This window comes from Methylobacterium sp. 1A, from assembly GCF_058072805.1.
The window spans coordinates 1,502,832-1,525,763 of the sequence record NZ_JBYQVE010000002.1 but is presented as its reverse complement, the minus strand read 5'-3'; the positions used below and the strand labels follow the sequence as shown (position 1 = coordinate 1,525,763).

Here is a 22,932-nt window from a genome sequence, read left to right as displayed (position 1 = left end):
ACCTGGACTTTGACCATTCGTCCCAAAGCAGACGTGCCAAATCCGACCTGCTTTTGACTTCGATGCCGATGAACGACCTTAGAGAGAGCGAATAAGAGGAGCAGCGTTCCAAAAGATCTTCAGCGTTAGAACGGCATAGCCGGAACCTAACCGTGCCGTTTAACCGAGGCACCTTCGGCGCCGACACGGCGAACTGTTTGCGCTTCTATCCGAGGGAACAGAACGAGGGCAGAGGCCCCACTACGAGACGATGGAGCATAATTAAAGGCTTTTGAAGCATTCACCGTATCAATCGCCGTCCTTAATGTGGCCCCAAGTTCGCAACTCAGACGAAGGGGTTTCACATGTCCCGCGCCGTTTTCTCCTCTGACCACAGCGTTGCCCGAAGCAGCACGTCAAAGCTGGTCTCCACCGCGCTCGCCGCCCTCGTCCTCGTTAGCACAGCGGTGACGCCTGCAGCGGCAGGGCATTTCATGTCGGAGACCTCAGCCGCCGCGAAGCCGGTTCAGCTACCGCCGCTCCACACCACGATGGTCTTTCGGCGCGTGAGCGCCGTCGGTCAGACCAAGCCGCCCGGTGCGGCCCTGGATTGGCGCGCCGGCACGACCCCTGCGCTCGACGCTCAGAGGCACCGCCTGGATCAGCTCATCACCACCACGATTTGCAGTCGCTGCTGATCCGACGAATGCTAGCGCGACCGCAGCCGGAGTTTGTCAGCCAGATTGCCGGAACGCGTTGAAGTCCGCCTCTGCCGAGGCGGCCCTCTGCTTACGCTTATTTCCGGAGCCACGACCATGAGCGCGACCGACCCCTTACTCGACATACATCCGCAGCACGAGCAGACAGGCAATACCGAGGCACAAGCCGCATCCCGGCCGGAACACTTCGACGCGCTGATCCTCGGCAGCGGCCAAGGCGGCAAGCTGCTCGCTTGGCATCTGGGTCGCGCCGGGCGACGGGTCGCCGTCGTCGAACGTCGTTGGGTCGGCGGCTCGTGTCCCAACATCGCCTGCCTGCCCAGCAAGAACGAGATCTGGAGCGCCAAGGTCGCTCACCTCTGTCGACGCCGGATGAATGATGGGCGGAGGCGCCGACTGAATAATCCCCAGTTACGCGTGCCTCCGCTGAGGCGGGCGCGCAGATCCGGGCAGCCGGGCGTCGTCACCTCGCCGATGATCAACCCTCGTGAGCGCACGAGGAGCATTGGCGATGGTCCAGCTCGGGGAACTCGTCATGATCCTGGACCTGCACCGCCAGGGCCTGTCCGTCACTGCCATCGCCCGGCAGCTCAACCTCGACCGCAAGACGGTCCGCAAGTACATCGCCCGCGGCCTCGAGCCACCCGCCTACAAGCCGCGCCCACCTCGCGAGCATCAGCTCGATCCCTTCATCGCCTATCTGCGCGAACGCGTCGCCGCCTATCCCGCGCTGACTGGCTCCCGGCTGTGGCGGGAGATCAGGGAGCGCGGCTACACGGGCGGCTACACCGCGGTGACCGATTACCTGCGCACCGTTCGACCGGCGCTACCCGCTCCCTTCGAGGTCCGCTTCGAGACCCCGCCCGGCCAGCAAGCTCAGGTCGACTTCGCCCGCTTCGAGGTCACGTTTGCCGACGAGCCGGGTGTGACCCGCATCGTCTGGCTGTTCTCGATGGTGCTGGGCCACTCTCGCCACATCTGGGCACGCTTCGTCCTGCACCAGGACCTGCAGACGGTCCTGCGCTGCCACATCGCCGCCTTCGCGGCCTTGGGCGGCGTGCCCGGCGAGATCCTCTACGACCGCATGAAGACCGCGGTGACCGGCGAGAGCGAGGACGGCCACATCGTCTACAACCGCTCGCTCGTGGCGCTGGCCGCCCACTATGGCTTCCTGCCGCGCGCCTGCCGGCCCTACCGGGCCAAGACCAAAGGAAAGGTGGAGCGGCCGTTCCGCTACGTGCGCGAGGACTTCTTCCTCGCCCGTCGCTTCCGCGATCTCGAGGAGCTGAACGCCCAGCTCGGCGGCTGGCTCGCCACGGTCGCCAACGTGCGCCTGCATGGCACCACGCAGCGCGTCGTCGCGGAAGCCTTTGCCGAGGAGCGGCCTAGCCTGCAGCCGCTCCCGCTCGTGCCGTTCCGGGCGGTGCTGCGTCTGGAGCGGCGCGTCACGCACGAGGGTCTCGTGAGCGTGGGCGGCAACTTCTACAGCGTGCCGGACCGGACGCGCCGTCTCGTCGAGGTCCACCAGTTCGCCGAGGAGATCCAGATCTTCGATGCCGGGCGCTTGGTCGCCGTGCACCCCGTGATCGAGGGCCGTCGGCGCACCCAGGTCGCCTCGGGTCACCGTCGCGGGTCGGGCCTTCCTCCGCGTGCGCAGGGGCCGGCACGTGAGGGCAGCCTCATCATCGGCCGCGCCGGAGAGCAGGTCGCGCGGCGTTCACTGGAGATCTACGCGGCGGTCGGTCGCCGCCTCGCCGCGGGAGGCCAGCCATGACGGACGGGCTCGATCCCGCCTCGACGCTGGAGCGGATCCGGCGCAACCTCGTCGGGCTGAAGATGGCCCGGGCGCTCGAAGTTCTCGACCAGACCCTGCGCCGGATCGAGCAGGGACAGATCGGTGCGGTCGACGCCATCGACGTATTGCTGTCCGAGGAGCTGACGCTGCGCCAGAACCGGCGGGTGAAGATGGCGCTGATGACCGCGCGCATCACGAGCGTGAAGACGCTCGCCGGCTTCGACTTCGCCTTCCAACCCTCGCTCGACCGCAACCGCATCCTGGCGCTGGCGGGTTTGGACTTCCTCGACCGCCGCGAGGCGGTGCACCTGCTGGGGCCACCCGGCACAGGAAAGAGCCACTTGGCTGTGGCGTTGGGTGTGGAGGCGATCAAGGCGGGGCGCAGCGTCTACTTTGCGACGTTGGCCGACATCATCGCCTCGCTGGCCAAGGCGGAGCGGGAGGGGACGTTGCGCGAGCGCATCCGCTTCCTCTCGGCCTTCGCCCTGCTGATCGTGGACGAGATAGGGTACCTGCCCGTGGTGCCTGGCGGGGGCAACCTGTTCTTCCAGCTCGTCAACGCACGCTACGAGCGCGGCGCCATGATCCTGACCTCGAACCGCGGCTTTGCCGAATGGGGCGAGGTGTTCGGCGATCCCGTCGTGGCCACTGCGCTCCTCGACCGTCTGCTGCATCATGCTGTCGTGGTGCAGATCGAAGGGGCGAGCTACCGGCTGCGTCAGCATGCTGATCTGGTGCCTGAGCACGTGCGCTCGAAGGCGCTCATCACACCGCCACCGGCCCCGAAGCGACGAGGTCGACCGCCCCTGCGACGCGATCCTGAGGTTGGCCCCAGCTGATCAAGCTGAAGTGAGGATTTTTCCTTCGGCGGATCTGAGGACGCTGCACTCGGCGTTGACACACCTCGTGCGCCACGCCGCACAGTTCGGGACCATCACCGGTCCGGTCACGACCGACATGGAGGCTGTCCGCCAACGCAAGCGGACGATGGTCGAGGGCGAGGTCGCGTTCCACCTCAAGGCATACCGCGACGCCGGCGTCGACTTGATCATGGGCAGCGGGCGCTTCGTCGCCCCGAAGACCTTGGAGGTGCGGCTCAACGATGGCGGCACGCGCGTGCTGACGGGCGATCAGGTGTTCCTTAACCTAGGAACGCACGCGACCATCCCCGCCATTCCTGGACTCGATGAGGCTGCTCCGCTCACCCACATCGAGACGTTGGAGCTCGATGCCGTCCCCGCGCACCTGATCGTGCTGGGTGGCGGCTATGTCGGCCTGGAGATGGCGCAGGCGCTAGGCCGCTTCGGGAGCCGCGTGACCATCCTGCAGGCTGGCCCTCAGCTCCTGAGCAACGAAGATGCCGACGTCGCCACCGCGATGCAGGAAATCCTTGCTGCCGAGGGTATCGCAGTCGTCACGCACGCCGAGACCCTGAGCGTGACGGGCCGCTCCGGGCAGGCGGTCAGTCTTGTCGTGCGCACAGGCGCTGGCGAGCAGACCATCTGTCAAACAGCGTTGAACATTGACCCTGGATCGGCGTCGAACTTTGACCCCCTGGATGGGTATGGCGGGACGCCCCTGATCAGCCCGGCGAAGGCGGGTCGGGGTGGCGCAGCCGGGCTGATCAGGGGTCCAGCAGGCGCGACGTGTGTGCTGGCCTCAGGCGCGGTTCTTGAAGCGCCAGCTCTCGTTGCCGGTCTCGACGATCTCGCAGTGGTGGGTGAGCCGGTCGAGGAGCGCGGTGGTCATCTTGGCATCGCCGGCGAACACGCTCGGCCATTCCCCGAAGGCGAGGTTGGTGGTGACCACGATCGAGGTCGTCTCGTAGAGCTTGCTGATCAGGTGGAACAGGAGTTGGCCGCCCGACTGCGCGAACGGCAGGTAGCCGAGTTCGTCGAGCACCACGAAGTCGAGCCGCGCCAGATGGTCGGCGATGCGGCCGTGCCGGCCGGCGCGTGCCTCGGCTTCGAGCCGATTGACGAGATCGACGACGTTGTAGAACCGGCCCCGCATGCCATCCCGGATGCAGGCTCGTGCAAGGGCGATGGCGAGGTGGGTCTTGCCGGTCCCGGTGCCGCCGACGAGCACGACGTTGCGCTGATGCGCCAGGAACTCGCCGCCGGCGAGATCACGCACCAGCACCTCGTTGATCGGAGTGCCGTCGAAGGCGAACTCGGCGATGTCCTTGGCCAGGGGCAGTTTGGCGATGGTCATCTGGTAGCGGATCGAGCGTGCCTGCTTCTCGGAGATCTCTGCCTGGAGCAGGTCGCCGACGATCTGCTGCGGCTCGTGGGTGCGCTTCACTGCGACCTTGATGATCTCGTCGTAGGCGGCCTTCATGCCGAAGAGCTTCAGATCGCCCATGGTGGCGAGGATCTGCTGGCGTTCCATCATGGTGCTCTCCTTAGGCTGTCGTAGCGGGCACAGTCGGCGACCGGCTCGTGGCGCAGCCGCAGGCTCTCGGGCGTCAGGATGGTGACGGGCGTGGTCGGCTCGCGCTGCCGGGCGAGGATGTTGAGGACGACATCGGCCGAGTGGACGCCCTCGCGCAGGGCCTCGGCACAGGCCGCCTCGACCGCCGGCAACCCGTCACCGAGCACAGCGGTGAGGATCTCGACCATCTGCCGGTCACCCCCGGCACTGCCGGCGAGCTTGCGTCGAACCCGGTCGAGGGCGGCGGGCAGCACCCAGTCCTTGAACGGTGCGCCGTTCCGGAGCGCGCCAGGTTTGCGGGCGAGCACAGGGACGTAGTGCCAGGGATCGAACACGGTCTGATCCCGGCCGAAGGCACGCGCGTGCTCGGCGACGACGCGCCCGTCCTGCTGGATCTCGATGCGCTCGGCGTAGGCTCGCACTTCGACCGGGCGGCCAATGGCGGAGGCCATGACCGAGTATCGGTTGTTGTCGAAGCGTACGAGGCAGGTCGCGGACACCGAAGCGGTGACGGCGTGGAAGCCGTCGAAGCGGCCAGCATAGGGCACCAGCGCCGCCCGCTCGGCCTCGAACCGCTCCCAGACGGTGCGCTCGCGCTCCTCGGGATGCGGATGGGCCTTGGCGTAGGCGATAGCTCCATCGAGTAGGAGCGCGTTCAACTCGTCGTAGCTCTTCACCCGGACGCGCGGGGTGAAGAAGCGCTCGCGCACCAGCCCGACCTGGTTCTCGACCTGCCCCTTCTCCCAGCCCGAGGCCGGCGTGCAGGCGACCGGATCGACGAGGTAGTGCGAGCACATCTGCAGGAAGCGACGGTTGTAGGCGCGCTCGCGACCGACGAAGATCGTCTCCACCGCGGTCTTCATGTTGTCGTAGATGCCGCGCTGGCAGGTGCCGCGGAAGAACGCGAACGCCCGGTCGTGGGCGTCGAACACCATCTCCTGGCTCTCGCGCGGATAAGCCCGCACGAACAGCATGCGCGAGTGGCAGAGCCGGACGTGAGCGACCTTGACCGTGACGGTCGTGCCGCCGATCAGCACGATCTCGTGGCTCCAGTCGAACTGGTAGGCCTCGCCTGGGGCGAAGATGAGCGGCACGAAGGCCTGCGCCGTGACCGAGGCGCGCTCGCGCTTCCAGGTTTTGGCATAGCGCCGAACGGCATCGTAGCCGCCCTCGTAGCCGAGCCCGCGCAGCGCCTCGTAGATCCGGATCAGCGTCAGTCGCTCGCGGGCGGACCTGCCGGCGTTGGTGGTCAGCATCCGATCGAGATCGTCGCGCCACGGCCCGAGCTTGGGCAGAGGCTGCACGTCGCGCTCGTAGGTGAAGGCGGTGGCCCCCGACCGGATGACCTTCCGGACCGTGTTGCGGGAGACGTGCAGGTCGCGGACGATGTCCTTGATCGCGCGGCCGCGGGTGAAGAACTCGCGCCGGATGCGCGCAATCGTGTCCACGCCCTTCATCCCCCTGCACCACCCTTCCGGCCGCACCAGAGGGCAGTCTGCGAGAACGAGGTTAGGGGGTCAGAATTGGACGCCGATCCCCCGCCTCAAGGGGTCAAAGTTGCACGCCGAAACACAGACCATCGAGGGGAGCCACATCCTCGTCGCCGCCGGGCGCTCCCCCAACACGCGAGAGATCGGGCTAGAGGGGGCGGGCGTCGCGTTGACCGACCGAGGCTACATCCAGGTGAACGAGCGTCTGGAGACCAGCGCGCCTGGAGTATGGGCGCTCGGCGAGGCGGCCGGCAGCCCGCAGTTCACCCACGTCTCCGTCGACGACTTCCGGATCATCCGGGACAATCTCGCCGGAGGCCAGCGTAGCACGCAGGACCGCCTCGTCCCGGCCAACATGTTCACCGAGCCGCCACTCGCCCGCGTCGGGCTGAACGAGCGCGAGGCGCAGCGCCAAGGCGTGATTGTCCGCGTTGCGCGGCTGCCGATGAGCGCTGTGCTGCGCACGCAGACGACGGGCGAGACCCAGGGCTTCATGAAGGCGCTGGTCGGCGAGGATGACCGCATCCTGGGCTTCACCATGATCGGCTCCGAGGCCGGCGAGGTCGTGGCGGTGGCGCAGATGGCGATGCTAGCGGGCCTGCCCTACCAGCGGCTCCGAGATGCCGTCCTGGCGCATCCGACGATGGCGGAGGGGCTGGGTCCGCTCTTCGCGGGCGTGCCGACGCGATCGCCGTAGCGCCTCGCAAGCGCCGCGCTTGCGCTGGACGGCCGTCCGCGGGTTCGACGGGCGGCTCCGTCCGGAGTCTTCATAAGGAGAGGAACAGGACTGGCAGCTCAGCGGACCGCGCACCCCGGCGCCACTGCGCCGGAGTGACGCCCATGCGCTGCTTGAAGGCGCGCTGGAAGGCGGCTTCAGACTGGTATCCGACGATTTCGGCAACCGCGCCCGTGCTCGCGGACGGCTTTCGCAGCTCGCCGGCCGCCAGAGCCATACGGATATCCGTCAGCAACTCGCTGGCGGACCGTCCCAGTTTCTCTTGGAACTGGCGCGCCGCTGTCGCCCGCGACATGTTGCAGAGGCGTGCCAGCTCGGGTAGCGTCCACGGGCGGCCCGGCTCGCGGAACAGCGCCGACAAGGCGGGCGCCAAGCGCGCATGACCCGCCAACGCCAACAAGCCGACTGGCGTCTCGTGCGCCTCGCTGGCCAGTCGCATCGCCAGCGTGAACAGAGCCGTGGAAAGCGCATCCAGCATGGCCCGGCCGCCCAGACCGTCCGCCACCGCCTCGTGACGCATGAGCGAGACGAGGCCGGTCAGCACTTCCCGAGTTCCAGATAAGGTGGTGGATGCGCCCAGGTTGGCCGTTCGCACTACGAGTCGCGGCGGCAGGTAATCTCTCAGCAGGCGATCCTGCGGTCGCGCGAGCACGAAGTGGCCGCAGAGCATGTCGAGCCGCTCCCCCGTTCCCGTATTCTCACTGATCAGCAGGTTGGCGGCCGCCCGTGTGTGTGCCGGCGCTGCGGGGGCTCCGCTGCCATCGTGGAGGACGTGCGCCTCTCCCTGTGGGAGCAGCAGAATGTCCCCGGCAGAGAGGCGCAGTGGCGAGCCGCCCGTCTGGCCCTCGAGCACGGCCGATCCGGCGACGACGGCGTGATAGGCCATCTCACCGGCCTCCGCGCCCGGTTGGTCAATGCGCCAGGGCGCCCCGTAGGCACAGTAGATATCGAGGCGGCCGCGGACAGGGACGAGTGTGAGCAGGCGGCTGAGCCAGTCCACAGGGGGTGCCATAGTGAGCTCACTTATTTGAGACGTTCTGACGGATTTTAGCTCCATCAAGGCATTAATCAACTCGTATCGGGCCGCTAAACCGATCTCGTGTTTGGCGCTTAGTTAGGTCGTCACCCGGTCTTGTCGGACCATCCCGCCATCCGGCGGCTCAGCGTCAGGTCGCAGCGGTGGCACTCGCGCAGATCGCGCAGGATCGCTCACCGAAGGATTACAGCCATGAACGCTCTCATTTCCTTTGTCGCTTCTCTCCTCAATCGGACCGGACTTCTCAGAAAAGATCTCGACTATCATCTACTGAGAGCAGCGATGGTCGTCATCTTCGCTTGGTTTGGCTACGATAAATGGTTCGAGGCCGAGATCAGGGGACTTCTTCCTTTGATCACGCACGGTCCGCTCACCTTTTGGACCATTCCGGTGCTGGGTATTCGCGGCACGGCCATTTTCCTCGGCGCTTCCGAATGGACCTTCGGCACGCTCCTGTTCCTGGGCTTCTGGAACAAGAAACTAGGCGTGTTAGGCGCCCTCGGATCCACGGCCACGTTCATCTCGACGCTGACGATCTTGCCGTTCGTGCCCGATGCTTGGGACGCTGGCGCTGGTGGATTCCCTGCCATGGCGATGAACGCCGCCTTCCTCCTGAAGGATCTCGTCTTGCTGGTCGTCTCGTTCTACCTGCTCAGGCAAGACGTGATCCGGGCGAGCGCGGTTCGCGACTTCAGTGGTGAGCACGGCACTTTCGCCAACTGGCCGTCGAAGGCCTGATCTGACGGTGCCCCTGCGCCCTGCTGTTGGGTTCAGGGGCGCTGTCTGCCCGCGTTCATCGCAAGCCCGGACGCGAGCCGCAGCCAACATCGCCCGCTAGGGCCTGAGGCGCTTTCTATGGGCCGCCTGCTTGGCCCTGTTGCCGCAAACCGCCATGCTGCACCATCGCCGGGCTCGACCGCGGGTATGATCGGCAAACATCAGCGTGCAGGTATGCCCCTCGCAAGCCTTGATGTGCGTGAAATCCTCATCACACACGAGCTGAGCCAGAGCCTCGGCAATCGGCTGAAGCAGAGAGTCCGGCGTGTGCCAATGACGGGAAGTCTGCACTGTCAGCTGCGGCATGCCTTCATCGTGCTCGCAGACGATCTGGCTGAAGCGCTGATCCCGCTCGAGGAGCCTATTGAGTGGCTTGAGCTCGGGCAGATCCTCGGGTGCGAGGGGGCGTCCTCTACGCTCATCGACAAAGCCTCGGAACCACTCCCGCAATTGTCGGGCCCGAGCCGCGATGTCGTCGAGTTCTCCAGGGGTCGCCCGATCCCGAACGGCTGCGGACGTTGCCGCTCGAACGAGACCAGCCTGTTCAAGCCAGTTTAGCAGACCCTCACCGTCACTGATCCAGTCGACGGGTGTGTCGACCGGTGTCGCGATGGAATTGAGAAAATCGAGGCCTGGCGCGTCAGCCACAAAAATCGCGGGCGTGTGGTGATGGTCCATTCTGTCGTCTTGCAAGCCGCTGATAGCTTCAACCCATATGGCAGCTAACCGATGAAATAGCATTATTCCGGTTAGGCAAATCGCGTGCAAAACTCCCAGCCTGCGACCTTCTGCCCAAAACCGACGTGACCCTTCGTGATCGCAAACGCCGGCCTTCGTTCAAATAACCACATTAACACCAGTTGACAGGTTATATGATGGGGCAGATAACCACCTCATCCCATTTAGGAGGTTACGCCAGGAGGAACGCTATGTCTGGGATCCACTACCGCTCGGTCGACGTCGATGGCTTCAGGATTGCCTATCGAGAAGCCGGCTCTCCTAATGCTCCTAAGCTGCTTCTACTCCACGGTTTTCCGAGTGCGGGGCACATGTTCCGCGACCTGATCCCGCTGCTGAGCGACCATTTCCATCTCTTGGCACCGGATCTGCCCGGCTTTGGTCTGTCCGACATGCCAGCGCGGGATCGCTTCACTTACAGCTTCGACAACGTCGCTTCCGTGATCGACCGCTTCACCGAGGTGATCGGCTTCGACCGGTTTGCCATCTACGTCTTCGACTACGGTGCGCCGACGGGCTTCCGCATTGCCGCGAAACATCCGGAGCGGATCACCGGCATCGTCTCTCAGAACGGCAACGCCTACGAAGAGGGACTGAGTGAGGGCTGGAACCCCATCCGCGCCTATTGGCAGGATGCATCTCAGTCCAACAGAGAGGCCCTTCGCGCTTTCTTGAAGCCGGAGACGACGATCTGGCAATACACCCACGGCGTTCTTGACCCCACCCTCGTTTCGCCGGATGGATACTCACTCGACAATCATTATCTGAGCCGCCTCGGAGCTGACGAGGTTCAGCTTGATCTGTTCGGCGACTACAAGAGCAACGTTGCCCTCTATCCGGCTTTCCAAGCCTACTTCCGTGCCCATAAACCGCGCTTTCTGGCTGTGTGGGGCCGCAACGATCCGTTCTTCCTACCGGCGGGAGCAGAAGCCTTCCGGCGGGACATCCCGGACGCGCAGGTGACCTTCTTCGAGACCGGCCACTTCGCGCTCGAGACCCACGCGGCCGAGATCGGTGCCGCAATCCGGGCCTTCCTTGTCTGAGACTTGAGCCGGAATCCGGTCGACCCGCGTCCCGCCCCTCGATCCTGCGCCCTGCCGGCGCCAGCACAGAAGACCATTGCCATGCGCGCCATCGTTCTGGACGGCTTCGGAGGCCTCGATGTCTTGACCTACAGGGACATCGCCGAACCCGAACCGCTGGCCGGGCACGTCGTCATTGAGATTAAGGCCTTCGGCATCAACCATGCCGAAGTGCACATGCGCCGAGGCGAATGGGCCGAGGCAGCGCCAGTTTCGGGCATCGAGTGCGTCGGTATCGTCAAGTCGTGTCCCGGCGGCGAATTTCGGGTCGGCGCCAAGGTGGCGGCGTTGATGGGCGGCCTTGGGCGCACCATCAACGGGAGCTACGCCCAATTCACCCGTGCCCCAGTCGGCAACGTCGCACTGATCGAGGCGGACCTCCCCTGGGCTGAGCTCGCGGCCATCCCGGAGACCTACGCCACCGCCTGGACCTGCCTGTTTCGCAACCTCGAGATCCAGAAGGACCAGCTTCTGGTGATCCGCGGGGCGACCTCGTCATTCGGGCAGGCAGCCCTGAAGATGGCGGTGAACGCCGGCGCCCGCGTCGTCGCCACGACGCGCAACCCCGAGCGGTTCGCCAAGCTGAAGGCGCTGGGTGCCGAGCGCTGCGAGATCGAGCGGCCGGACCTGTCGAAGCACATCGCCGACGCGAAGCAGATCGACGCGGTTCTGGATCTCGTCGGCAACAGCGTGGTCCTGGACTCGCTCGCGATGCTCCGCCGGGGCGGTCGTTCGTGCCTCGCCGGCTGGCTGGGTGGCCTCGACCCGATCCCAGACTTCAACCCGCTGCTGCAGATGTCGAGCGGCGTCTACCTAACCTTCTTCGGCAGCTTCGTGTTTGGCACGCCGGGCTTTCCGCTTGCCGACGTCCCGCTTGGGCGGATCGCTCAGGACGCAGCCGCAGGGCGGCTCGACGTGAAGCCCGCGCGCATCTTCGGCTTCGACGAGGTTCGTGAGGCGCACCGCCTGATGGAAGCGAACGCGGCCGGCGGCAAGATGGTCGTCGTGCACTGAGCCCGTTCAGATCGGAGGAGATCGAGATGACGAAGACGGTCGCCATCGTGACCGGGGCTAGCCAGGGCATCGGCCGAGCCACGGCGGTGCGCCTGGCCCGGGACTTCTCGGCGCTTGTGCTCGTGGCGCGCAACCGCGCCAAGCTGGAAGAGACGGCTTCCGCCGTCCGGGAGGTCGGGTCTGAAGCCCTAGTGATCGACCTCGATCTCGCGGAGCCCACCGCGGCTCCGACGGTCGTCCAGCAGACGCTGTCCGCGTTCGGGCGCATCGACGCGCTGGTCAACATCGCCGGTGCGGTTCCCGGACTGGACGTCTTCCAGATGACGGACGAGCAGTGGCATGCGGGCCTGGAACTCAAGCTGCACGGAGCTCGGCGCCTCACCATTCAGGCGTGGGATGCCCTGAAGGAGTCCCGGGGCGCGGTCGTGTTCATGTCGGGCAACGCCGCCGTGACCCCGAAGGCAGCCGCAGCGGCTGTAGGCGCGATCAACGCGTGCATAGAGGCCTTGGCCAAGGCGTTCGCGGAACGCGGCATCGTGGATGACGTGCAGGTCAATAGCGTGTCGCCCGGCGCGATCATGACCGACCGCCGCACGGCGATGCTCGAGAGAGCCGCCGGGAAGGCGGTCCACATCGAGGACGCGAAGCAGAGCTTCTTGAAACAGGCCGGGATCGCCCGCTTCGGGACAGCGGAGGAGATCGCGGATGTGGTGGCGTTCGCCGTCTCTCCGGCGGCGCATTGGATGACCGGGACCGTGCTCCGGATAGACGGCGGAGAGGTCAGGTCGGTCTGAGTTCACTCCCACTCTTCCAGGAGGCCATGATGTCCACGCCTGATGTCCTGATCGGCGCCCGCGCCGTCGTCTTCGATGCCTACGGCACCTTGCTCGATGTCCATTCCGCCGTGCAGCGGCATGCCGGCTCGGTCGGCCCCGACACGAAGTCGTTGTCGGACACTTGGCGTCAGAAGCAACTCGAATATTCCTGGGTGCTCTCACTGTGCGACCGGTATACGGCGTTCTGGACGCTAACGGAGCGGGCACTCGAATACGCGTTGGCCCGTCATCCGAACGTCGACCCAGCATTAAGGCCAGCGCTTCTAGAAGCCTACCGAAGGTTGGACCCCTACCCAGAAGTGACTGCGACCCTCGACGCACTCCGGGCGCTCGGCCTGAAGACAGCGATCCTGTCCAACGGCGACACGGCGATGCTCGACATGGCGGTCAGGAGCGCGGTGCTTTACGATCACCTTGACGCGGTGTTGTCGGTCGATCCCGCCGGGGTCTTCAAGACCAGCTCTCGCGCCTACGACCTCGCGCCCGAGCGGCTTGGAGCCGGTATCAGCGAGATCGTGTTCGTGTCTTCAAATCGCTGGGACGTCGCCGGAGCGGCCGCCTATGGCTTCACGCCGGTGTGGGTGAACCGCACGGGTCAGCCAGACGAGTATCCCGACCTCGCTCCCGCGCAGGTCATCGATAGCCTCGACGCGCTACTCCGGTGAACACGGTGGCGAGTGGGCTTCAGAGATGGGTCGGCAACAGCCGTAGAGAGCACCTCAGGCTGCGAACTTCTCCATCTGTCGCATACGCGCGCTCCTACACGAAGCCAGCCCGCTAACGTGGAGGCCAACTGCGAGCCACGCATCGAGGTGTTCGAAGCTGTAGCCAGATGGGATGCCGAGGAGCTGGGACGCCCGGAGAGGATCCTCGCCATCAGCTAGGCGACGGGGCGGCACCTCGGCCACGAGCATGATGTTCTCCAGCCGGCGCGGGTCGACCAGGAACTCGGTGCGGTCGAGCGCGGTGATGATGGCGTCCTCGGGCGCGAAGGCGACGACCACGGCGCCCGGGCCAGATCGCGTGCAGTTGGGCATCAGGCCGAAGAGTCCGGCGTGGACCGGCTCGGGCGTCCACCAGCAGCCGTGCCGAGCCGGACGGGGTGCTGATGGGCGAGGAGGCGCTGTTTTAAGCAAGGCAAGTCCGCGGCGCCGCTGCCGAAGGCCGCTCCGTTCGTCGACGTCACGGGACGGAGCCTCGCGCGGCCCGGCCGACCTCTCCTAAGTGCCAGTGGGTGCCAACCTGCCGGTGTCGGAGCTGGGCAAAACGCCCAACCAGCTCGGCGCGGCCGCCATGAAGGCTTCCATCGAGATGCAGGGCGCGATCGACCAGGCCATCCCGAAGGCGCTTACCGAGCGGTGAGCTAGGGCTTCGGCCTCGGCATCCCGTATCTGTGCGGGTCGCCCTGCTCCAGGGCCATAACGGCGAGCGTCCAGCCGAACCAGCCGATGAGGCCGAACAGGACGATGCCGCCGATCACGAGGACGGGTAGCGGGATGTCCTCCGTCAGCGCGTCCCAGACACCCCTGATCGCTTCCCACATGGCCCTCTCCTTGAAGCTGCGCCATATCACGCGGGCCGCTACGAGTTCACGGGCCGTTCCCGTAGCGGTTAACCGTCCGTGAACTTATGAGGGACCTTTGCGAGCATGATCGTATACGCCCAAGCGCGAGTTCGCCCGTGAAGACACTCGCTGTGCTCTCCCAGAAGGGAGGCGTGGGGAAATCCACGATCGCTAGGCTGATGGCCACGGCCTACGCCGGCGTCGGCTGGCGCGTGAAGATCGCTGACTTTAACACCGGGCAGCTCGCCAGCGTCGAGTGGGCCGGCGTGCGCCTTAAGCAGGAGGCGCGACCCAAAGTGCCGGCAGAGGCGTTCCCGAACGTCAAGAAGGCGCTCACCCAAGAAGCGCAATACGATCTCATGGTCTTCGACGGGAAACCCAGCTTCGACGCCATCACGCTGGAGATCGCCCGGGAGAGCGACATAATCCTGGTCCCAGCCAGCGTGTCGCTCGACGACCTGCGCCCGCAGGTGAAGTTCGCCCACGAGCTCCTCACCCGGGGCATCAACCGCAAGGATATCCTGTTCGTCTTGAACAAGAGCCTCGACAGCGCGGCCTCCGTCACCGACGCAAAGGGCTTTATCGAGGCGGCCGGCTACCAGGTGGCACAGAACGACCTGCCCTCGAGGACCGGCTACCAGCTCGCGCAGAACAACGGGCGCGCTGTCAACGAGAGCGCCTACCCGAGCCTGAACGAGCGCGCCGACGCACTGGCCCAGGAGATCATAGACCGCTTGAGCGCTGCCCTGGTGCCCACCCCGGGCCAGACGCCCCAGACTATGATCTCGGCCGACGACAAGCCCTGGTTCGATCTGTCCTTCAAGGTCACGCGGGACCAACTCGAGGTGTTCCGGCTCGAGGCGGCCAAGCGGCGGATGAAGCAGAAGGACCTGCTGCTGGCCATGTGGCAGCTCTACAACGACACATTCCCAGTGCCGGACAGGTAGGCGTCAGACCCTATTGAGCTCGCGCCTGGGCGGGCGTAGCGGGTTCGCCCTTCTGGGAGGTGTCCTGAAGGGTGATGTGTGACGCTGCGAAACAGCCTCGCGATGTGCGGGGCCTTCTATGAGTTCGAGGATCTGACGAACATGCATCTGTCCGAGATCGAGCTCGAGGCCTACAAGGAGCAGGCGGACGCCGCGGGCGTCTCCATGTGCGTCTACTTCGAGCAGGGCGTGGTCCGGCTAAAGCGGGCACTGGGGCAGCAACAGGGCCAGCGAAGGGGGATGCTGCATTGAGCGAGCCCTACGACGTCCTCGAGCACGGCAAGCTCCTGGACGCGCTCAAGGCCGTCCGAGAGATGCTGGCGCTGATGACCCCAGAGGAGCGGGCCGAAGCGATCTGCGAGGCGCGTGCCAAGGGTGTAGAGGTCGAGTGCTAGTGGCCCCCGCCATGGGCGTGCTCGTGCGCGAGTTCCGGCTCGATGAGATGGCGCGCAGCGACGTTCAGAAGGAACGCTAGAAGCTATCCAAAATTGGCTGGTAGCGATCCAAGACCAGTATGGTGACGGTCGGTTTAACCAACATTCAGGCCCCTCAAACGCCGGTTACGCCTCGCTAACGGACGCAATCTAGGGTCGGCCCCATCCAGTCTGGATAGGCCTGATGGTTGTCATCTTCGCAATATTAGGGTTCTTGCTGTTCATCTCCGGGACAGTCCATGCAATCCGGGCGCACGCTGACGGACGCGAAAACTATGCGACGGCATGCGGAGCTTTCGCGCTGTTCGGCCTCGGCCTGGTCATCGCTCCCATGTTCATGAAGCGACACCCAGCCGTGCCAGAGGCCGTCGCTGCGACGCCAGTCGTCTCGGAGTTCGAGGTCAAGCAGGCTGCGAAGATGGCAGCGCGCCAGATGGGAGAGGCGGCCGTGCGCAACGCGCTACTGGAACCCTCGTCCGCTCGTTTCAGCAGCCAGTTGGAGGTGCTCGCACAGGGCGGCTTCTACGTCGCCTGCGGGATGGTCACGGGTCGCAATAGCTTCGGCGGATTTGCGCCCATGAAGCGCTACTACGCGATCGGACCGTCGGCCATGGTGGAAGGCGTCGATCATAACGCGGCCTTCGAGAACGACTTCCGTAGCTACTGTCTGCTGCCTGATCCGTATCGCTGACGGGGCGTCTCCCAAATGGATCGAGCCGGGAGCCTCTGATACGGCGCCTTCGGCGACTCGGAGCTGCGTGCCGTCTCGCACCAACAATCTGACCCTGAGTCGGATAGGCAGGCCTCGAGTGGATCATCTTCGATCCATCGCCAATAGGTTCTGTGTTCATCTTCGGTCTGAAGTGCGTGGTGATGCGAATTTTGTTTTGCGCCGGCATGCTTTCGCTCGGCTTGGTGGTCGGAGCTCATGCGCAGCCGGGTGCCGTTACCGCTGACGTCGGGAATGCTCCGGTATCCGAACCATGCAGCGGCGAAATGAGTGACGATCAGGTCATGAAGTGCCTGAACCAACAAGGCGAGAAAGCGGAAGGTGCGCTGTCCAAATCTTACGGTGAAAGCGCGCAAACGCTGGACTTGGCGTGCAGCAACATCTTCATAAGAGGTCAGGGCGCCTGTCTCAGCCGCGCTCTCGAGATCGCCGATAAAAAGCTCAACGAGGCCTACGCCCTCGCCCTGAAGACGATCGCCAAGGATGAAGCTGAAGGCGGAACGCCCGGCCGCCCGAAGAACGACTGGCGCGGGAACCTCAAGCGGGCGCAGCAGGCTTGGCTCCGCCTCCGCGAAGCCGACTGCAATGATCTCACATCCAGCGAATGGCGTGATGGTTCTGGGCTGGGTCCGGCAATCGTCGCCTGCGAGTTGGGGCATACCCTCTCCCGCACTGCGGAGCTGCGCCGTCGCTACGATCCAAGGCAGTAAGGGCAGGCACGCGCCTGCTCCCAAGGTCGGGAGCGTCGCTCGACCGATCGCCGGGGTAGAGAGTGTCTGATCTCCCAAGGATGGATCCGGGAATAGTAAGGAGACCCAAGGCACAGCCTCCAAGATCATGTCAAATTTCTAGGACTTCGATACACGTCGTGCAGCTCTCGGGGCCGATTTATTATAAAGTTCTGTAATTATTCCCCGCAAATCGCATTATCAGGTCATTATATAAGTTACATGCGACCTGCACAAATCTCACAAACTATACCTGCGCTAGATATTAAATCCATCGATACGCATCTTCTCCAAGGCATCGCGCATGGCCTCAATTGAAGTTTCATGCACATACTTGCCACCAGCTGTCTGGTCGTCGTGGCCCGTGATGTCATCGCTGATCGAGCGCGGCACACCAGCCCGAGACAGAGCCGTCTTCAGCGTGTGACGGAACGAGTGGAAGACTTTTCGGTCGTCGTTGATCCCGACGCTGGGCAGATAGGTCCGATTGAACCAGCGCGGCAGCACCTGCGAGTAAGGGATGTTTCGCGCGCGGCCGGCGCCTGACTTCGGAACAGCGGTGGCCTTGCGATACCAGTCCGGGAACAGATGCGTCTCACCGGCCGCCCGCAACGTCGCGATGCGGTTCTCCAAGCCGAGTCGGATCAGGGTCGAGTGAACCGGCGTCAGGCGCACCGACCCGCGTGTCTTGACCTGCTCCTCTACGGCAAAAGCGAGGACACCGCGTTCGTGACGCACGCTGTCCAGCCGGAGTTGCCCAATCTCGCTCGCTCGGAAGCCGGTGTGTAGCGCGATCAACGTCGCCCACTGCCGCTCGCCCAGAGGTGCCCCCTTCTCGAAAAGGGGCGGCGCGAAGATCTTGGATAGGTCGCCGGGCGTGAACGGCACGCGGGGTGCGGCAGTCCCAGCGATCTGGTCGACCTTGACTCCGCTCGCCGGGTTGTCCGGCAGCACATCGTTGTTCACGCACCACTTGAAGACGGACTGGATGCGAGCAAGCCACTTGTCGTAGATGGTCGTGGCATTCAGCGTGGGGAAGGGGATAGCTCTCGCCTTGTTGCGCTTGATGGCCTCCGGCAACGCCGTATTGGGGAACCGCTTCGTGTAGTTGGCCGGCGTGTCCATAAGGGCCGCCTTGTAAGACAACACGTCGCGCCGCGTGATCGTGTAGACCGGCCGGGTCTCGCCCAGGTGTTCCTCGAACATGCGGACGGCGACGCCGTATTCGTAGGCGGTCGCAGCCTGCGCCTTCTTCTCCGCCATCATGAGGGGAACGATCTCACTCACAGGTTTCGTGCTGAGCGGTCCGAGAATGCGCGGCGACACTGGCGCCGGTTGAAGGGGTTGCTCCACCGCCAAGAAAGGGTGCGCGGTCGTCGCTGCGAAGTCGCCTTCGTCACGGGCCGCCGAGACCACGAGGGCTTCCCGCTCCGCGACGGCGAGCGCCATCGCCGCTTTCCTGAACTCGGGCGAGGCCGGCGTGAGGTCTGTGTGCCCGCGGACGCGGAAATTCGCGAGGATGCGGCCCACAAGCACTTCCAGTTCGGCGTTCGTGGCCGCACCGGAGATCGCGCGCTCGAGGTCGGCGGCTCGTATATCGTCGATGTGCCCTAGGCTTGCGAGCTCGTTGCTCTCTCGGATCTCTTGATCGAAGTTGACCTGGGTTAGGTAGTGCTGCCGCGCCATCTGCTGCGCTGTGAGCGGGCGACCGCGGCGCGCGGGTGCGCGGGTCGCCTCCCCCTCCCTCGCCCTCGCACGTGCGGCGTCGAGGACTGCTTGCATCTCGGCCACGGCGCCCGGCAGCTTGCGCAGGGCGGCAACCCGATCGGCGCCGAGGGGCTGTAGGAGTTCCCGCTTGCCCACGATGCCGCGCAGTGCTTCCGGCACGGCGAGGCGCGCCGAGTAGCGCCCGCGTGCATGTAGAAGGTGCCGAACCTTACCTGCCACTGCCTGCTCCGAGCCTCAATTTTGTAGCTGATTTTGTAGCTCGAAAATGGGTAAAAGCTATGCGAAACAGCATGTTGCTTGTGGCATCAACGACTTACGGAGCGATGGCGGAGGCTCCCTCCGTCTCCGCCATTTGCCCTGCTAAGGCCCTGCATTCGCAGGGCTTTTTGCTTTCTGGCCTACCGTATCCCCCACCGAGTCCCCCACTCAGCAGGCGACCTGCGGCAGGCAGATCGCCCATCCCCTCTACGTCAGGGCGCGTGAGAGGTCGACGCCCACCATTTATTCGTTGGGGCTGGGTGAAGCGAGGCACCCACGCGAAATCGCAGGACGATTCGTGGTCTGAGGTGATCGGCAGCGAAGCCGAGCCGGTGATCCGTGGCGCCGAGTGGCTTCGCGTGAACGGTGCGGCAGTCCTCAATGGCAGCGTACAACCCGGCTCATCACAGATCGTCTCGGAGCCAGCATGACCCATTCCATCCGTCTCATCCGCATGGCGACGGTCGAATCGATGGTGGGCCTCAAGCGGGCCTGCCTCTACGACCGCATGAGCCGTGGCCTTTTTCCCAAGCCGGTCAGACTCGGCGACGCGCGGAACTCGCCCGTCGCGTGGCTCGAACACGAGGTACAGGCGTTCATCATGCAGCGAGTCATGGACCGTGATCGGAGGGCATAAGGCTCAGTCTCGACTGCGGTTCAGGTCCTGCAGCAAAATCGAGAGGCTAGTCCGCAGCTCGGCCTGCAGCTGCTCCGGGGTAAAGCGATAGGCGTCGCACCCATGACCGCCTGGTAGGTCGCCCTGGCCTCGCAGCCCACCACCCTCACAAGGCTCCACCGTGGCGGCATATCCGTCGACCTGTAGCTCCATGAAACCTGTCCTCTGGCTTGACGAGGGAAGCCAGCAGCACCTTTCAGATGCCGGCGAAGTCTAGTGGCGAGCAACTGACCGGCCAGGTCGGGCAGGGCTAGTGTGGTGGCCAATGCGGCGCCTTCTACTTCTCCAGTTGGTCCAGCCCGGTGGTTAGCAGGTCGATCACGGCGGTGGCCTTGCTGACCGGCAGGCCAGCTGCTTGCTGAAGCGCTTGGCGCCGCTTCTCGATCCGTTCAGCCAGTCCAGCCGGCACTCGCACGGATAGCGCCGTGTCTCGTGGTGCGGTCTGCGTGTCGTTCGTCATGGGTGTTGGGCGCCTCCTTTGGCTTATTGCACACATTGTATGCGGTCACGCCCAAACCTTTGATACCGCTTGTCGGAGAATTTCGCGTGCAAATCGGAGCAAGCAGGCTGTCAATTACCGCCGATTGCTCATTTCAGATCATGCGAACCCACGGAGTTTCACTCGATATAGTTTGGTTCGTCTATCCTGACCGCATACAATGTGTGCGTCGGCAAGAGCTGACCCGGCCTGGAAACCGGTACTGAGGGGGCAGCTGAATCGCCCCGGGTTTTCCGGAGGCCGTTTGGTTTGGCTCAGGCGGCCAAGGCTTGGACCTCGGCCTGGGCATAATAGCGTGCCTCCGCCTCGGCGGGAGGGATGTGGCCGATTGGTTCGAGCAGCCGACGGTGGTTGAACCAGTCCACCCATTCCAGCGTGGCGTACTCGACCGCCTCAAAGGACCGCCACGGCCCGCGTCGATGGATGACCTCCGCCTTGAACAGGCCGATCACCGTCTCGGCGAGAGCGTTATCGTACGAGTCGCCAACACTGCCGACGGAGGGTTCGACGCCCGCCTCGGCCAAGCGCTCGGTGTAGCGGATGCTCACATATTGCGATCCGCGATCCGAGTGACAGACGAGGCCGCTGCCGGCGAAGGGGCGGCGCTCGTGCAGGGCCTGCTCCAAGGCATCGAGCACGAAGTCGGCCCGGGCCGAGCGCGACACACGCCAGCCCACGATCCGGCGGGCGAAGACGTCGATCACGAAGGCCGCATAGACGAAGCCGCCCCAGGTGGCGATGTAGGTAAAATCCGCCACCCATAGCCGGTTCGGGCATTCGGCCCTGAACTGTCGATTGACCCGGTCGAGCGGGCAGGCCGCCGCCGGATCGGGAACGGTGGTGCGAACCCTCCGCCCCCGGACGACGCCAGCCAAGCCCATCGTTCGCATCAGCCGGACCACCGTGCAGCGCGCCACAATGATCCCTTCGCGGGCGAGCTGCCGCCAGACCTTGCGCACGCCGTAGACCCGGAAGTTTGCCTCGTACACGCGCCGGATCTCGACCATGAGTGCCGCGTCCCGCTTGGCTCGAGCCGACAGCCTCCCGGGATCGGCTCGTCGCGCGGCATGGGCGTGGTACGTCGACGGGGCGATCGGCAGAACCTTGCAGATCGGCTCGACCCCGTAGAGCGCACGATGATCGTCGATGAAGGCGATCATGACCGGAACCGGCGGTCGAGCTCCGCCTGGGCAAAATACGCGCTCGCCTTCCTGAGGATCTCGTTGGCCTGCCGGAGCTCGCGGTTCTCCCGCTCCAGCGCCTTGATCCGCTCGCGCTCATCCGTCGTCGGTCCGGCCCGCACGCCCCGGTCGCGCTCGGCCTGACGGACCCACTTGCGCAGCGTTTCGCCAGAGCAACCGATTTTGGCCGCGATCGACTGGATCGCGGCCCATTGCGAACCGTGCTCGCTCTCATGCTCCCGGGCCAGCCGGACTGCCCGCTCGCGAACCTCAGGGGAAAAGGGTGGGGTATGCTTCGTCATGGCTCCAGTCTCTCAAGAGTTGGAGCCTCCGAAAATCCCGGGGCGATTCACAGCCCTTCAATGGCAAGACCTGGCACGCGGGCCACACGGCCGCCGGTACCTCACCGGTTTCCAGCGTGTGCCAGGTCGGCCACCCATTGGAGCGCCATCATGACCCACCAGAGCACCCTTCCCACCCCGACCCTCAGCACCCTGGCTATCGGCCCTGGCTCCTGGCGGGACGCACCCCTTCCCCAACGCGGCGATGTCATCGACGCACGCGGCCGACTGCGCCTGGCGCTTAGCGCTCACGGAATGCGCCTGTCGTTCTGCGTCGACGGCATGATCGCCCGCGACCTGGCCACCAACGAGAGCTGCGGCGGGATCTACCCCTACGGCGACTTCACCGGCATGCACGCTGCCCTGGCCACCGGCGAGCTATCGGAGGTGAGCCATGTCTGAGATCCGCATGGATGCAGAGGGGCGCGCCAGGGTCATTGCTTGGCGCTGCGGCTTCGTCCTGGACCGTGACGCGGCGAGCATCCAGATCAAGTACCCCGCCGACGGCGTCGTCGCCGGTCGAGTGGCCTCGTTCGAGGACGTCCCAGGCGCATTCGTCGACGGCAGGCTGGCCAAGGAGGTGCGCGTATGAACGCAGCACCCCTGTACGGCCGCGGACTGGATGAGATGACTGGCCTCGACGCTGCCGCCGCGGGGCGTGGGCTGGATGAGCTGCTGGAGATGGCGACGGGGCCAGCCTACTCGCCGGCAGAACAGGCGCAGCTCGAGGAGAACGCACGGGCCTATGAGGCCGAGTTCTCCGCCGCCCGGGTGCGCGAGGCGCGCCAGGTCGCCAAGCGGCCGCCCATATACCCGCCAGGGTCGTCGCGAGCTTTTTCCCAGATCGCATTTCATTAACCCGACAGGAGTCCCCATGGCCGGCCTCAAGGACAAGCGTGGCTTCATCGATAAGGACCGCCTCGATTTGTCGGAACGCAAGGCTGTCGAGTTCTGGATGAAGCGCTGGGGCGTGACGCAGGACCAACTCACGGCCGCGCATCGGAAGGTGGGCCGAATGACCAAAGACATTGCCGTGGAGTTGGGCAAGAAGCGATAGGAGCGCGAAGGCTCCAGAGAGACAACTCGTTGGGAGAGCACGTCGATGGTGAGGCCGCCGCGCGCACTCCCCCGCAGTCCGGTCTGGGGATCGGGGGTGTGGGGCCGCCTGATAG

At 65.0% G+C, this 22,932-nt stretch carries 29 protein-coding genes, 2 pseudogenes and 1 other annotated feature; of the genes and pseudogenes, 21 read left to right on the top strand and 10 right to left on the bottom strand.

Features of this window, described 5'->3' with window-relative positions; all coding sequences use genetic code 11:
• Window positions 1-344 precede the first annotated feature (344 nt).
• Window positions 345-677 (top strand): hypothetical protein, encoded by a 333-nt coding sequence (locus ACX9MN_RS27245; protein ID WP_489725979.1) that lies wholly within the window; start codon window positions 345-347, stop codon window positions 675-677.
• A 135-nt stretch (window positions 678-812) separates the two neighbouring features.
• Here the strand turns inward: ACX9MN_RS27245 and ACX9MN_RS27240 are convergent, their stop codons facing one another.
• Window positions 813-1,055, bottom strand: coding sequence for a hypothetical protein (locus ACX9MN_RS27240; protein ID WP_489725978.1), 243 nt, complete (start codon window positions 1,053-1,055; stop codon window positions 813-815).
• Between the two features lie 154 nt (window positions 1,056-1,209).
• Between ACX9MN_RS27240 and istA (ACX9MN_RS27235) the strand changes: the two genes are divergently transcribed.
• The 3 genes and pseudogenes from istA (ACX9MN_RS27235) to ACX9MN_RS27225 form a co-directional block, all read left to right on the top strand.
• The gene (gene istA, locus ACX9MN_RS27235; RefSeq protein ID WP_489725977.1) at window positions 1,210-2,472 is read left to right on the top strand and encodes an IS21 family transposase; all 1,263 of its coding nucleotides are present in this window, start codon (window positions 1,210-1,212) and stop codon (window positions 2,470-2,472) included.
• Complete coding sequence (gene istB, locus ACX9MN_RS27230; RefSeq protein WP_489725688.1) at window positions 2,469-3,332, top strand: IS21-like element helper ATPase IstB; 864 nt, start codon at window positions 2,469-2,471, stop codon at window positions 3,330-3,332. The genes istA (ACX9MN_RS27235) and istB (ACX9MN_RS27230) overlap by 4 nt, the downstream gene beginning before the upstream one ends.
• Window positions 3,217-3,930 (top strand): annotated as a pseudogene (locus tag ACX9MN_RS27225) (FAD-dependent oxidoreductase); the annotation flags it as partial. The gene istB (ACX9MN_RS27230) and the pseudogene ACX9MN_RS27225, both read left to right, overlap by 116 nt.
• 222 nt (window positions 3,931-4,152) lie before the next feature.
• On the opposite strand, the gene istB (ACX9MN_RS27220) reads toward ACX9MN_RS27225, so the two are convergent.
• Complete coding sequence (istB, locus tag ACX9MN_RS27220; RefSeq protein ID WP_043766072.1) at window positions 4,153-4,884, bottom strand: IS21-like element ISMex39 family helper ATPase IstB; 732 nt, start codon at window positions 4,882-4,884, stop codon at window positions 4,153-4,155.
• A gap of 5 nt (window positions 4,885-4,889) precedes the next feature.
• A pseudogene (istA, locus tag ACX9MN_RS27215) lies at window positions 4,890-6,383 on the bottom strand (IS21-like element ISMex39 family transposase); the annotation flags it as partial.
• A 100-nt stretch (window positions 6,384-6,483) separates the two neighbouring features.
• On the opposite strand from istA (ACX9MN_RS27215), the gene ACX9MN_RS27210 reads away from it, so the two are divergent.
• Window positions 6,484-7,113: an FAD-dependent oxidoreductase gene (locus ACX9MN_RS27210; protein WP_489725976.1), complete on the top strand. Its 630-nt coding sequence runs from the start codon at window positions 6,484-6,486 to the stop codon at window positions 7,111-7,113.
• Between the two features lie 70 nt (window positions 7,114-7,183).
• Here ACX9MN_RS27210 and ACX9MN_RS27205 read toward each other — a convergent pair whose 3' ends face one another.
• Complete coding sequence (locus tag ACX9MN_RS27205) at window positions 7,184-8,164, bottom strand: AraC family transcriptional regulator (protein WP_489725975.1); 981 nt, start codon at window positions 8,162-8,164, stop codon at window positions 7,184-7,186.
• Window positions 8,165-8,380: 216 nt separating this feature from the next.
• Between ACX9MN_RS27205 and ACX9MN_RS27200 the strand changes: the two genes are divergently transcribed.
• The gene (locus ACX9MN_RS27200) at window positions 8,381-8,926 is read left to right on the top strand and encodes a YkgB family protein (RefSeq protein ID WP_489725974.1); all 546 of its coding nucleotides are present in this window, start codon (window positions 8,381-8,383) and stop codon (window positions 8,924-8,926) included.
• Between the two features lie 96 nt (window positions 8,927-9,022).
• Here ACX9MN_RS27200 and ACX9MN_RS27195 read toward each other — a convergent pair whose 3' ends face one another.
• Window positions 9,023-9,643, bottom strand: a complete 621-nt coding sequence (locus ACX9MN_RS27195; protein WP_489725973.1) for a CGNR zinc finger domain-containing protein — start codon at window positions 9,641-9,643, stop codon at window positions 9,023-9,025.
• A 251-nt stretch (window positions 9,644-9,894) separates the two neighbouring features.
• Between ACX9MN_RS27195 and ACX9MN_RS27190 the strand changes: the two genes are divergently transcribed.
• From ACX9MN_RS27190 to ACX9MN_RS27175, 4 genes are all read left to right on the top strand, one after another.
• The gene (locus ACX9MN_RS27190) at window positions 9,895-10,746 is read left to right on the top strand and encodes an alpha/beta fold hydrolase (RefSeq protein ID WP_489725972.1); all 852 of its coding nucleotides are present in this window, start codon (window positions 9,895-9,897) and stop codon (window positions 10,744-10,746) included.
• Window positions 10,747-10,827: 81 nt separating this feature from the next.
• A complete protein-coding gene (locus ACX9MN_RS27185) occupies window positions 10,828-11,799 on the top strand; it encodes a zinc-binding alcohol dehydrogenase family protein (protein ID WP_489725971.1) in 972 nt (323 codons plus the stop codon).
• Between the two features lie 26 nt (window positions 11,800-11,825).
• Complete coding sequence (locus ACX9MN_RS27180) at window positions 11,826-12,593, top strand: SDR family oxidoreductase (protein ID WP_489725970.1); 768 nt, start codon at window positions 11,826-11,828, stop codon at window positions 12,591-12,593.
• Window positions 12,594-12,619: 26 nt separating this feature from the next.
• On the top strand, window positions 12,620-13,300 hold the full coding sequence (locus tag ACX9MN_RS27175) for a haloacid dehalogenase type II (protein ID WP_489725969.1): 681 nt from the start codon (window positions 12,620-12,622) through the stop codon (window positions 13,298-13,300).
• A 54-nt stretch (window positions 13,301-13,354) separates the two neighbouring features.
• Here ACX9MN_RS27175 and ACX9MN_RS27170 read toward each other — a convergent pair whose 3' ends face one another.
• On the bottom strand, window positions 13,355-13,639 hold the full coding sequence (locus ACX9MN_RS27170; RefSeq protein WP_489725968.1) for a hypothetical protein: 285 nt from the start codon (window positions 13,637-13,639) through the stop codon (window positions 13,355-13,357).
• A gap of 226 nt (window positions 13,640-13,865) precedes the next feature.
• Between ACX9MN_RS27170 and ACX9MN_RS27165 the strand changes: the two genes are divergently transcribed.
• A complete protein-coding gene (locus ACX9MN_RS27165) occupies window positions 13,866-13,997 on the top strand; it encodes a hypothetical protein (RefSeq protein ID WP_489725967.1) in 132 nt (43 codons plus the stop codon).
• Window position 13,998: 1 nt separating this feature from the next.
• Here ACX9MN_RS27165 and ACX9MN_RS27160 read toward each other — a convergent pair whose 3' ends face one another.
• Window positions 13,999-14,178: a hypothetical protein gene (locus ACX9MN_RS27160; RefSeq protein ID WP_489725966.1), complete on the bottom strand. Its 180-nt coding sequence runs from the start codon at window positions 14,176-14,178 to the stop codon at window positions 13,999-14,001.
• Window positions 14,179-14,264: 86 nt separating this feature from the next.
• Here ACX9MN_RS27160 and ACX9MN_RS27155 point away from each other — a divergent pair, with 86 nt between their 5' ends.
• From ACX9MN_RS27155 to ACX9MN_RS27135, 5 genes are all read left to right on the top strand, one after another.
• Window positions 14,265-15,146 (top strand): nucleotide-binding protein, encoded by an 882-nt coding sequence (locus ACX9MN_RS27155; protein ID WP_489725965.1) that lies wholly within the window; start codon window positions 14,265-14,267, stop codon window positions 15,144-15,146.
• A gap of 78 nt (window positions 15,147-15,224) precedes the next feature.
• On the top strand, window positions 15,225-15,437 hold the full coding sequence (locus ACX9MN_RS27150) for a hypothetical protein (protein WP_489725964.1): 213 nt from the start codon (window positions 15,225-15,227) through the stop codon (window positions 15,435-15,437).
• A complete protein-coding gene (locus ACX9MN_RS27145) occupies window positions 15,434-15,580 on the top strand; it encodes a hypothetical protein (RefSeq protein WP_489725963.1) in 147 nt (48 codons plus the stop codon). Before ACX9MN_RS27150 ends, ACX9MN_RS27145 begins: the two co-directional genes overlap by 4 nt.
• 223 nt (window positions 15,581-15,803) lie before the next feature.
• On the top strand, window positions 15,804-16,310 hold the full coding sequence (locus tag ACX9MN_RS27140) for a hypothetical protein (protein WP_489725962.1): 507 nt from the start codon (window positions 15,804-15,806) through the stop codon (window positions 16,308-16,310).
• Window positions 16,311-16,462: 152 nt separating this feature from the next.
• The gene (locus ACX9MN_RS27135; RefSeq protein ID WP_489725961.1) at window positions 16,463-17,059 is read left to right on the top strand and encodes a lysozyme inhibitor LprI family protein; all 597 of its coding nucleotides are present in this window, start codon (window positions 16,463-16,465) and stop codon (window positions 17,057-17,059) included.
• Window positions 17,060-17,335: 276 nt separating this feature from the next.
• Here the strand turns inward: ACX9MN_RS27135 and ACX9MN_RS27130 are convergent, their stop codons facing one another.
• Window positions 17,336-19,024 (bottom strand): tyrosine-type recombinase/integrase, encoded by a 1,689-nt coding sequence (locus tag ACX9MN_RS27130; protein WP_489725960.1) that lies wholly within the window; start codon window positions 19,022-19,024, stop codon window positions 17,336-17,338.
• 466 nt (window positions 19,025-19,490) lie between these two features.
• Between ACX9MN_RS27130 and ACX9MN_RS27125 the strand changes: the two genes are divergently transcribed.
• A complete protein-coding gene (locus ACX9MN_RS27125; protein ID WP_489725959.1) occupies window positions 19,491-19,700 on the top strand; it encodes a helix-turn-helix transcriptional regulator in 210 nt (69 codons plus the stop codon).
• A gap of 316 nt (window positions 19,701-20,016) precedes the next feature.
• Here the strand turns inward: ACX9MN_RS27125 and ACX9MN_RS27120 are convergent, their stop codons facing one another.
• Together ACX9MN_RS27120 and ACX9MN_RS27115 are read right to left on the bottom strand one after the other, a co-directional pair.
• Entirely contained in the window at window positions 20,017-20,199 is a 183-nt protein-coding gene (locus tag ACX9MN_RS27120; protein WP_489725958.1) for a hypothetical protein, read from the bottom strand.
• A 293-nt stretch (window positions 20,200-20,492) separates the two neighbouring features.
• Window positions 20,493-21,721, bottom strand: a protein-coding gene (locus tag ACX9MN_RS27115) for an IS3 family transposase (RefSeq protein ID WP_091713013.1) whose coding sequence is annotated in 2 segments (ribosomal slippage) — window positions 20,493-21,433 and window positions 21,433-21,721 — 1,230 coding nt in all. Because the reading frame shifts where the segments join, the coding sequence is not laid out codon by codon here.
• Window positions 21,324-21,440 (bottom strand) — a sequence feature (AL1L pseudoknot). (Overlaps the previous gene by 117 nt.)
• Before the next feature lie 294 nt (window positions 21,722-22,015).
• Here ACX9MN_RS27115 and ACX9MN_RS27110 point away from each other — a divergent pair.
• The 4 genes from ACX9MN_RS27110 to ACX9MN_RS27095 are packed head-to-tail and all read left to right on the top strand — an operon-like array spanning window position 22,016 to window position 22,817.
• Window positions 22,016-22,162 carry a hypothetical protein gene (locus ACX9MN_RS27110; protein WP_489725957.1) on the top strand — a complete coding sequence of 49 codons (147 nt, stop codon included), beginning with the start codon at window positions 22,016-22,018 and terminating at the stop codon, window positions 22,160-22,162.
• Window positions 22,155-22,352, top strand: coding sequence for a hypothetical protein (locus ACX9MN_RS27105; protein ID WP_489725956.1), 198 nt, complete (start codon window positions 22,155-22,157; stop codon window positions 22,350-22,352). The genes ACX9MN_RS27110 and ACX9MN_RS27105 overlap by 8 nt, the downstream gene beginning before the upstream one ends.
• Window positions 22,349-22,618 carry a hypothetical protein gene (locus tag ACX9MN_RS27100; protein ID WP_489725955.1) on the top strand — a complete coding sequence of 90 codons (270 nt, stop codon included), beginning with the start codon at window positions 22,349-22,351 and terminating at the stop codon, window positions 22,616-22,618. Before ACX9MN_RS27105 ends, ACX9MN_RS27100 begins: the two co-directional genes overlap by 4 nt.
• Before the next feature lie 16 nt (window positions 22,619-22,634).
• A complete protein-coding gene (locus ACX9MN_RS27095; protein WP_489725954.1) occupies window positions 22,635-22,817 on the top strand; it encodes a DUF3606 domain-containing protein in 183 nt (60 codons plus the stop codon).
• The last annotated feature ends 115 nt before the right edge of the window (window positions 22,818-22,932 follow it).